Here is a 9,635-nt window from a genome sequence, read left to right on the forward strand (position 1 = left end):
TGCCAAGGATTACGGCACCGAGCCGGTGCGCTACGAGGACATGATCCCCGGATGCTACGACGCCGCCGAGCGTGCCAGGGACATGGATCTCGATGGGGTGCGCGCGGCGATGTGCTATCCCTCATTTCCCGGCTTCGCCGGACGGGTGTTCCTGCAGGCCAACGATCACGAGCTGGCTCATTTGTGCCTCCAAGCCTGGAACGACTTCTCCGTAGACGAGTGGAGCGGCTCGGCCCCGGGGCGCTTCATCCCGCTGGCCATGCTGCCGGTCTGGGATACGTCGTTGTGCGTGAAGGAGATCGAGCGGGTCGCGACGCTGGGCGCCCGGGGCATCACCTTCCCGGAGAATCCGGCGCCGCTGGGCCTGCCGTCGTTTCACACCGACCACTGGGACCCCGTGTTCGCGGCCTGCGAAGACGCGGGGCTGCCCCTGTGTCTGCACTTCGGCTCCTCCAGTCACGTCCCGGGCTTCGCGGGCGACGCCCCATTGGCGGTGTCCATCGCGCTGTACAGCACCAATTTGATGGCGACCACCACCGATCTGCTGTTCTCCGGGGTGCTGCAACGTCATCCAGGGCTGCAGGTCGTGCTGGCCGAGGGCGGGATCGGCTGGATCCCCTACATCCTGGAGCGCTGCGACTACGTCTGGGAGCGCCACCGCTGGTATCAGGACATCGACCGCGACACCAGGCCCTCGGATCTGTTCCGAAAGCACTTCTTCGGCTGCTTCATCGACGACAACTTCGGCATCGCCGTCCGCGACCAGATCGGCATCGACAACCTCACCTTCGAGGTCGACTATCCGCATTCGGATTCGCAATGGCCCAACACACGCAAGTACGCGGCCAAGGCATTCGCCGACGTCCCCGACGACGAGGTGCACAAGATCGTCGAGCTCAACACGCGGCGACTGTTCCGGTTCGGAGCGCAGGGCGAGCGGACCGAGGAATGAGTTCTCCCGTCCATTGCGTCCTCGGGGTGCTCGGAACGGTGCCGCGGTGCGACACGACCTGACCGCAGACACGGGTGCGCTCGCCGGTCATGCATCCAACGACGCTCGGAACGGTCAGTCCGTGCGCAAGGCCGTCGAGGCGCGCACGGCTGACCGCGAGGGGTCCTTCTCCCATCTGGCGCTCAGCGTGTCCAACCTGAACCGCGCGCAGGACTTCTACGTTGGGGGACTGGGGTTTTCGGCAGGAGAGGTCTATCTCGGAGGCGGCCGCCGCGTCGCCGCGCTGATGGGGATCCCGACCAGCGGGTTCCGCGGCGTGTTCCTGCGCTTGGGTGGGGTGTGCATCGAACTGCTGGAGTACCGCGACCCCCTGCCGGCACCGGGCGCTCGCCGCGACGCCCGCACCATCGGCTACACCCACATCAGCCTGATCGTCGCCGACGCCGCCGCCGCGGTGCGCACCGCCGTCGAGCACGGCGGCATCCTCATCGCGCAGCTGGACCATCGGTTCGGTGAACACGCCCCGACCACGCTGGCCTTTCTCACCGACCCGGACCACAACAGGATCGAACTCATCGAGCACCCCGACGTCGAGGAACAGCGGGCGCATTCGCGCTATCTCGGACTTGGTCGGCTCGGCTGGCCGACGGAGTCCGGCGACGGCCGAGCCGCCCGCCGCGCCGTGTCACCGTCATGAGGAACCCACCTGCCCGCTGCAACCCAGTGATAGACGAGCTGCGGTCTTCACGGGCCGAACAGGAGGTACACGATGGATTTCACCTGGAGTGAGGACGACGCCGCCTTCCGTTCGGAATTGAGGACCTTCGTCGAGGACGAGCTGCCCCAGCGCTGGCTGGAACTCATCCCCGGTGAAGAACCGGCGTCGGACTTCATCCTCGACTTTTGCCGCAAGCTCGGCCAGAAGGGTTGGCTGACTCCGCACTGGCCGCAGCAGTACGGCGGCACCGCCGGGTCCGCCTGGCAATTCATCATCCTGGGCGAGGAACTCTGGAGTGCCGGCGAGCCACGCGGATCGCAATACATGAACGTCAACTGGATCGGCCCGGCAATCATCAACGCCGGAACCGCCGAGCAGCGTGACTACCATCTGCGGCGGATCAGCGCCGGTGACGTCTTCTGGTGCCAGGGCTTCTCCGAGGCCGGTGCCGGCACGGATCTGGCCAACATGGCCACGACCGCCGTCCGCGACGGCGACGACTACGTGATCAACGGCGAGAAGCTGTGGACCTCCTACGCCGGTGAAGCCGACTTCTGCTTCCTGCTCGCCCGCACCGATCCACAATCCACGGGGAACAAGGGTATTTCGGTGTTCCTGGTGCCGACGGACACCCCCGGATTCACCATCGAACCCATCCCCAGCGTGCTCGACATCCACGAGTTCAACCGGTTGACCTTCACCAACGTGCGGGTGCCGGCGTCGGTGCGCCTGGGCCCGGAAAACGGCGGCTGGCGTGTCGTACGGGAGGCGCTGTCGCATGAGCGGATCGGCGGACCCCGGTATGCGCGGGCCGCCCAAGTGACCCAACGTCTGCGCGAGGTCGGTCGCGAGCGCGGCTGGCTGGATCGCGACGGCATCAAGACTCGCCTCGCTCAGGCGGAGGCATCGTGCGAAGCGGCCCGCCTGCTGGTGTATCAGGCGATCCACGCCCGCAGCCAGGGGCGCTCGGAAGACCGTGAGGTCTCCTTGGCCCGGGTGGCGATCGTCCGGTGTGAGCGGCTGGTGGCCGAACTTGCACTGGAGATGTTCGAAGACGAGGGCCTCGAACTCGGGTCGATAGGCAACTCGCAGCTCAAAACGTCGATGATCGCCGGACTGGGCGGTGGCAGCGTCGAAGTGCAACTCAACATGGTCGCGCGCTCGCTGCTGGGTTCTACGGAAAGGTAGCGCAATGGACTTCGATCTCCGCGACACCCAACGCGAGCGGCTTGAGGCTCTACGCCGCGTCGTCGAGACTGCCGGCGGCGCCCACGCCGACCCCGGACATCTCGATCCGCTGCTGAGCGCCAGCGACGTGCTGAGCGGCGCTTCGGTGCTGGAGTGTTTCCTCATCGCCGAGGAACTCGCCGGGCTCGGTCTGGCCAGCACCGTCGGTCTCCGCGGCCTGCTGGGTGACCTGGTGCCCGAGACGATCCCGCCCGGTCCGATCGCGGTCACCGAGGCGCACCGGGCCGGTCCCGTGCGCTTCGCCGACACCGCGTCAGCGGTCGTTGTGCTCGACGAGGACGACGCCCGAATCTATGAACCCGCCCACGCCGGCATCGCACCGGCCCGGGCCAGCTTCGGCTACCCGTACGCGCACGTCAATCCCGCCGGTCCCGGCTGGGCTCTGCCCGCGGGCGCCGGCCGTCAGTTGCGGGCGCGCTGGCGGTTGGCCCTCATCGCCGAGGTCTCCGGAAACGCCGACTCCGCGATCCGCCGTACCGCTGACCACCTCACCTCACGGGTCCAGTTCGGGCGCCCGCTGGGCTCGTTCCAGGCGCTGCGGCACCGCTTGGCCGACTCCGCGGTGTCCGCGGAGGCCACCAGGTGGCTGGGCCGTGAAGCGGCTTACCAGGACGATGCCCGCAGTGTCACACGCGCCGCCTGGTATGCCTCCGACACGGCCGCAACGCTGGTCCCCGAGCTGTTGCAGATGTGCGGTGCCCGGGGTTTCACCCACGAATTCGGCCTGCATCTGTTCATCATGCGGCTGAACTGTTTGCGCCTGGAACTGGGCGGCATCGACCGGCTCGGACTCGAACTGAGCCGCCCGGGCGTGGATCACGACGCAGCGGTGGTCGCGGCGGGGCACCGATGAACGCCGAGCCCGCGGTCACCAATGGGCCCCACGTGACCGCCGAGGCGCGCGAACGGGTCGGCACCGTCACCGCGACCTACCGCAGCGACCCCGTCTCGCTGCGGCAGATCCGTGAGTACGTGGCGGGCACCGGCGGCCGGCCCGAGGAGATCGGCGACCCCGACGACCCGTACGCGGCCGTGGTCGCGCCACCGCTGTTCTTTCACGCAGCGTGCCGCCCGGTGGTCGCCGAAGCCGATCTGCAGCCCGACGGCCAGTACCCGTTCCTGGGGACCGCCGGTGTCTCCGGGAAGACCATGGCCGGGGGACACACCTACGAGATCCTCGACGTGGTCCGCGTCGGTGACGTGCTCACCGTCACCGAGCGGCTGACCGACATCGTCGAGAAGGCCGGCAGAACCGGACCGCTGGTGTTCGTCACCACCGATTCCACTTATCACAATCAGCTCGGCACACTCGTTGGCCGCTACCGGCAGACCATCATCTTCCGATGACGCCCGATGCCGTCCGCGTCGACGACGCGCTGCCCGCTTTGCACCGCACCCCGACGCGGCTCACGGTGTTCCTGTTCGGTACCGCCTACTGGACCTCGCACCGCATCCACTATGACGTCGAGGCGGCCCGCGAGGAGGGATTCGGCGACGTCCTGGTCACCGCGAACCTGCTCAGCGCCTACAACATCGAGCTGCTCACCCGCTGGACCGGCGATCCCCACTGTGTGATCGAACTCGAAGAGCGCAACGTCACCCCGGCGCTGGCCGGTGACGCGCTGACCATCAGCGGCACCGTCGTCGAAGTGGGCGCGTCGAACGGGCACAGCACGGCGCGGTGCTCGTTGCTCATCGCCAGAGGCGACGGTGACACCGTGGTCCGCGGCTCCGCCCTGGTGTACCTGAGGTGAGCACCGCTGACGTAGTACGCACGCCGAACCCACCGAGGCGACGTCCACCCCGCGACACCTGCCCTGCAAGGAGATGAATTGATGCGCACGATCTTCGAACCCGAGCACGAGGAATTTCGTCAGCTCGTACGTTCCTTCTTCGAAAAGGAATGCGCTCCCCACGCGGGGCGCTGGGAGGAGCAGGGACACGTCGATCGTGACGTGTGGCTGCGCGCGGGAGAACTGGGTCTGCTGGGCTGGGAAGCGCCGGAAGAGTTCGGCGGCACCGGTATTCGCGACTTCCGGTACAACGCGATCATGACCGAAGAGTTCATCGCGACCGGATCGGTGGGGTTCGGCTACTCGCTGCACAACGACGTGATGCCGCCCTACCTGATAGATCTGACCACCACCGAACAGAAGCGCCGGTGGCTACCGGGATGGGTCTCCGGAGAACGGATCACTGCCCTGGCGATGACCGAGCCCGGCGCGGGATCGGACCTCAAGGCGATCGCCACCACCGCCAAACCGACCGACGGCGGTTTCCTGCTCAACGGGTCCAAGACCTACATCACCAACGGAATCCTCTCCGATCTGGTGATCGTGGTGGCCCGCACCGATCCGGGCCACGGGCACCACGGACTGAGCCTGCTGGTGGTGGAGCGCGGCATGGACGGCTTCGCCCGCGGACGCAACCTCGACAAGGTCGGGATGAAGGCGCAAGACACCGCGGAACTGTTCTTCACCGACGTCTTCGTTCCGCAGAGCAACCTCATTGGCGAGCAGGGGCGCGGCTTCTACTACCTGATGGAGGGCCTTGCCCAGGAGAGGCTCGCCTGCGCGGTCACCTCGACGGCGGTGATGGAGCGGGCACTGGAATTGACCACCGACTTCGTCCGCACCCGCAAGGTGTTCGGTCAACCGCTCGGCGCGCTGCAGAACACCCAGTTCGTCCTCGCGAACGTCAAGGCCGCGACGGAGGTGTGCCGGACCTTCACCGACGCCGGGATCGCGGCGTTGGTAGCGGGAACACTGACCCCGGAGCGCGCCGCCATTGCCAAGATGTTCGTCACCGAACGGCAGTGGGAGGCAATCGATGCGTGCGTGCAATTGTTCGGTGGTGCCGGCTACATGAACGAGTACGAAATCACGCGACTGTGGCGTGACACCCGAGTGCAACGGATCCTGGCCGGTTCCAGCGAGGTGATGCGCCACATCATCGGCCGTTCGCTGAACTTGGTGCCTGTCGCACAGTAGATCCGGGCGACCTGCCCGCCTCGGCGCGGTTGAGCATCATCGGTGACGATCACGGCCCGGTTGAGGTGTCGCCGCCGTCACCGATGGGCTCACTGGGCGCATCGACGATCCCAGCGGAGTGCAGCCGGACACCGAGCAGCCAACGCGCGTCAGTAAACGGGGACATCATGCCGCTGTTCGGCAGACTGCCGAAGAGCCGCAACGGAGGGCACGACCGTCCCGGGGTGAACCAGCTCGGCGATGACGGCAGGACGTTCGCCAACCAACACGGCCGTCCATTTCGGGCGATCACGACGATCACAGTGGATGGCGTTCCTTACATGATGAGGATTGGCTAGGCGCCACGCCTGCAACTCGGCCGCATTTGTCGGAGCGTCAAATCGTCATACCGGCAGCCACTTTCGGGGAGTACCAGCGATGATCTGCTGGAATCCCAGGCCGGGAAAGTGGTCCATGCCGATCGCTGCGTGTTCGCGTTCCATAGCGTCGACCAATCGTTGTCGTGTTCGCGTGGCCAATGCGGGATCGAGATCGGTGAGAAACCCGATCGATTCATCGTCGAGCTGCAACGGATGTTGAACGACGTCGCCAAGAAGGTACGCCCGGTCATTCCCTGCGGATATCACGACGATGTAGCTGCCCGCGGTGTGTCCCGGAGCTTGATGCACCGTGACCCCGGGAGCGATCGAGTGCGTCTCGGTCGTGATCGTTTGAAGCCGGCCGTGGTCGCGCGCGACCTTCATTCCGCGGACGCCGGGGTCGGTAGGCGCCCCGTTCTCGATCAGATCGTTCCAGTCGGGCTCACCGAACATGACTGTCGCCGCGTCGAAGTACGGTGCGCCCTGCGGGGCGACCCAGCCAATGTGGTCGCCGTGGAGGTGCGTGAGCAGCACGGTGTCGACATCGGTGGACTCGACACCCGCCGCACGAAGTTGGGCTGGGAGATCGCCGCCTTCGGACAATGGCGGGATGGCCCGACCGGCAACAGTCCGAGCAGTGGGCATCCCGTCGGGGAAGGGAAGGGTGACCGGGCCCAGGCCGGCGTCCACGAGGATGGTGCGCCCGGCGCCTTGAATGAGGAAGCACCCGGTCGGGATGTGTATGGTGCCATCGGGATCCGAACCCGCGCCGTGCTGGCAGGGATCCAGGCCCGGGAAGAACATCGGTGGTAGTCGTGACATGCCATCGCTGAGTACTGTGATCCGATACTGGCCAACGACAATCGACGTCATCTCAGCACCCCTTCTGGTGGCTATGATCAGAATTGCATCGACGGAGCCGGAGTTCTGGCGATGATCGACGTGGTTGTGCGTTCATTGGGATACGCCCGAACCCATGTCTGGCGGGAACGACGTATGCTCCGCACGGGTCGCTGCGCCCGCTGGCTGGTCGATTGCGAGCGAGACATCGGGCACCGGGTGCGTGATCCTTTCGACAGCAAGCTGTTCCAGCACCGTGGGCACCAGCTCGTCGCCACGACACAGCTCCTGGAACAACCAAGTGTCCTTCGCGATCATGGTGGTGGCGTGCGCCGTGAACACAGGATCGGGAATCAAGTTGTGCACCAGGGAGTCCAGTGCGAAACTCCCCGCACTGCCCGACTCGAGGACGGCGACCACCGAGTCGGGATCAAGACCAAGGGCGACGCCCGTCTCGATCGCAATGTTCGCCAACTCGCCGTTGGCGAACCCGAGCACATTGTTGAGCACCTTCATCTTCTGACCCGAACCCACGGGCCCCATCCACTGGATGACCTGGCCGTAGGACTCCAACAGCGGCGTGACCCGACCCCGCACGGATGGGTCGCCCCCCACCATGATCGTCAGCGTGCCATTCACCGCCCCGGCGCGAGCACCGCTGACCGGCGCATCCAGCACGTGGACGCCGCGACTGGCCCCCGCAGCCGCGATCTCGCAGCACAACGCGACCGACACGGTGCTGTGGATTAGCAGGACAGAATGTGGCGACATTGCCGCTACGAGACCGTCCGCGCCCAGCACCACGTCGCGCACATCGGCGTCGCCGAAGACGCAGATCGCCACGACCTGACATTGCCGGCCCAGCTCGCGAAGCGAATTCATCGCAACGTACGGCTGTCCAGACAGCTCCGTCAGCGAATGTACGCCGCGCGACCACACCGCCAGAGGGAAGCCGGCCGCGGCGATGCGGTAAGCGATTGGTCCACCCATGTCCCCGAGGCCGACGAACCCGATTGGCCTGTCGTGCAAAGACTCCCGCGTCGACATCGAGACTCCTCAAAGCTGGGTGCTGCCACAATTGCGATTCACGGACCATGGGGCTGACATCTGGTGAGGCGGAACGCACCAGCCTCATCTATAACTACGATATATTAGAAGCCATCGGATGTATAGACTGATTGTGGGTCACCATCGTTACGAGTGTGGCCGGGATGAGCTGTGTCCTTCTGAGAGAACATCTCTGGTGGGAGCGGAATGAGCGTTGATGATGGTCGGCGTGAACCACGAGTGGGTGGGGGCGCGGTATCCAGCGATAGCGACTGTGTCGGTGGTGCCACAGCTGGCGACGGTATCGCCGCGGAGCGGGTGATCCCGCTACTCGACGGCGTCATCGAGTTCGACCCCATCGTAGCGTTCCCGCAGACCTCGGCATCCGACTGGGACGGTCACGGTGAATTCCTTGACTCGCCAGGGAAGCTGGTCATGCCCTATGGCGGATTCCTCGTCATGGACACCTCGGGCGTCACGATCCTGGTCGACGTGGGCGGGGGACCGTCATTCCACGTGCCCGCAGATATGTGCCGGCTCCCGAAATCAGGGGGTTTGCCGGCGGTGCTCACCCGGCTCGGTCTCTCACTCGCATCGATCGACGCGATCGTGCTCACCCATCTGCACACCGACCACATCGGATGGCTGGCACCGGACGGCATTCCCTTCTTCCCGCGTGCAGAAATTCACTGCCATCGCGCCGACTGGACCTTCTTCGTCGATACGCCGGCGCCGCCTGACCCCGACATCCCAGATCAACTGGCGGGGTGCGAAAGTCGACTGACGCTGTGGGATGGCGACCGCGCATCGGTGGGGGACCTGGTCTTGCGGCACGTTCCTGGCCACACCCCGGGTAGCTGCGTGGTCATGGTCCCCGGCGCAGGTGGTCCTGCCGCTGTCATCGGAGATCTCGTCCACAGCCCCGTCGAATTCCTCGAGCAGTGGGACGGTCTCGCCGATGCCGATCCGGCGATGGCGGCCACGGCACGCCACGCCATCAAGGCCGAGTTCGCCGCCGCCAGGACGACTGTCTGGGGCAATCACTTTCCCTCGATGGAACCGGGGATGCTGGGCGAGAGTTCCGACCAGAGGACGACGTGGACCCGATGCTGCTAGCGGCGGGGGCTTAGACCAAACCCCGGCTGGGGAATTCCGTTGCGCCTCAGGCGTTTTCGGCGGCGAGGGCGTCGAACAGTCGCTCGTCATGCCACGCGGGCGCCCCGATCGTCAGCTCGTTGACCTTGGCCCGACGCAGAAACAGATGCAGGTCGTGTTCCCAGGTGAAACCGATCCCGCCGTGCAATTGCAGTGCTTCGCTTGCGATTTGGGAGGCCGCTCGGCCCGTCCACGACTTGGCGACGTGCACCGCGACGTCGGCGTCCGAGCGACGATGCTCCACCGCCCAGGTGCATTCCTCGGTGGCAGCGACAGCCCCTTCCAGCGCAATGTACATGTCGGCGATGCGATGCTTGACCGCCTGG

Annotated in this window: 12 protein-coding genes; 9 read left to right on the forward strand and 3 right to left on the reverse strand. The window is 65.9% G+C overall.

Annotated elements, in window-relative coordinates:
- The 8 genes from VNW74_RS10130 to VNW74_RS10165 form a co-directional block, all read left to right on the forward strand.
- A partial coding sequence (locus VNW74_RS10130; RefSeq protein ID WP_325676469.1) for an amidohydrolase family protein occupies window positions 1–952 on the forward strand: 952 nt, incomplete at its 5' end.
- A 46-nt stretch (window positions 953–998) separates the two neighbouring features.
- The gene (locus VNW74_RS10135) at window positions 999–1,649 is read left to right on the forward strand and encodes a VOC family protein (protein WP_325676470.1); all 651 of its coding nucleotides are present in this window, start codon (window positions 999–1,001) and stop codon (window positions 1,647–1,649) included.
- 72 nt (window positions 1,650–1,721) lie between these two features.
- Window positions 1,722–2,858 (forward strand): acyl-CoA dehydrogenase family protein, encoded by a 1,137-nt coding sequence (locus VNW74_RS10140; protein ID WP_325676471.1) that lies wholly within the window; start codon window positions 1,722–1,724, stop codon window positions 2,856–2,858.
- 4 nt (window positions 2,859–2,862) lie between these two features.
- On the forward strand, window positions 2,863–3,771 hold the full coding sequence (locus VNW74_RS10145) for an acyl-CoA dehydrogenase family protein (RefSeq protein ID WP_325676472.1): 909 nt from the start codon (window positions 2,863–2,865) through the stop codon (window positions 3,769–3,771).
- Window positions 3,768–4,265, forward strand: a complete 498-nt coding sequence (locus tag VNW74_RS10150) for an FAS1-like dehydratase domain-containing protein (protein ID WP_325676473.1) — start codon at window positions 3,768–3,770, stop codon at window positions 4,263–4,265. The genes VNW74_RS10145 and VNW74_RS10150 overlap by 4 nt, the downstream gene beginning before the upstream one ends.
- Window positions 4,262–4,672, forward strand: a complete 411-nt coding sequence (locus VNW74_RS10155) for a hypothetical protein (protein WP_325676474.1) — start codon at window positions 4,262–4,264, stop codon at window positions 4,670–4,672. Before VNW74_RS10150 ends, VNW74_RS10155 begins: the two co-directional genes overlap by 4 nt.
- Window positions 4,673–4,750: 78 nt before the next feature.
- A complete protein-coding gene (locus tag VNW74_RS10160) occupies window positions 4,751–5,908 on the forward strand; it encodes an acyl-CoA dehydrogenase family protein (RefSeq protein WP_325676475.1) in 1,158 nt (385 codons plus the stop codon).
- A gap of 29 nt (window positions 5,909–5,937) precedes the next feature.
- Window positions 5,938–6,246, forward strand: a complete 309-nt coding sequence (locus VNW74_RS10165; protein ID WP_325676476.1) for a hypothetical protein — start codon at window positions 5,938–5,940, stop codon at window positions 6,244–6,246.
- A gap of 45 nt (window positions 6,247–6,291) precedes the next feature.
- On the opposite strand, the gene VNW74_RS10170 is transcribed toward VNW74_RS10165, so the two are convergent.
- Window positions 6,292–7,140: an MBL fold metallo-hydrolase gene (locus VNW74_RS10170; protein ID WP_325676477.1), complete on the reverse strand. Its 849-nt coding sequence runs from the start codon at window positions 7,138–7,140 to the stop codon at window positions 6,292–6,294.
- A gap of 81 nt (window positions 7,141–7,221) precedes the next feature.
- Entirely contained in the window at window positions 7,222–8,154 is a 933-nt protein-coding gene (locus VNW74_RS10175; protein WP_325676478.1) for an NAD(P)-dependent oxidoreductase, read from the reverse strand.
- 207 nt (window positions 8,155–8,361) lie between these two features.
- On the opposite strand from VNW74_RS10175, the gene VNW74_RS10180 reads away from it, so the two are divergent.
- A complete protein-coding gene (locus VNW74_RS10180; RefSeq protein ID WP_325676479.1) occupies window positions 8,362–9,270 on the forward strand; it encodes an MBL fold metallo-hydrolase in 909 nt (302 codons plus the stop codon).
- A gap of 46 nt (window positions 9,271–9,316) precedes the next feature.
- On the opposite strand, the gene VNW74_RS10185 is transcribed toward VNW74_RS10180, so the two are convergent.
- Window positions 9,317–9,635 (reverse strand): acyl-CoA dehydrogenase family protein (locus tag VNW74_RS10185; protein WP_325676480.1); only part of this gene is annotated, 319 nt, incomplete at its 5' end.

The organism is Mycobacterium sp., assembly GCF_035570115.1.
In the GTDB taxonomy this organism is placed as follows: domain Bacteria; phylum Actinomycetota; class Actinomycetes; order Mycobacteriales; family Mycobacteriaceae; genus Mycobacterium.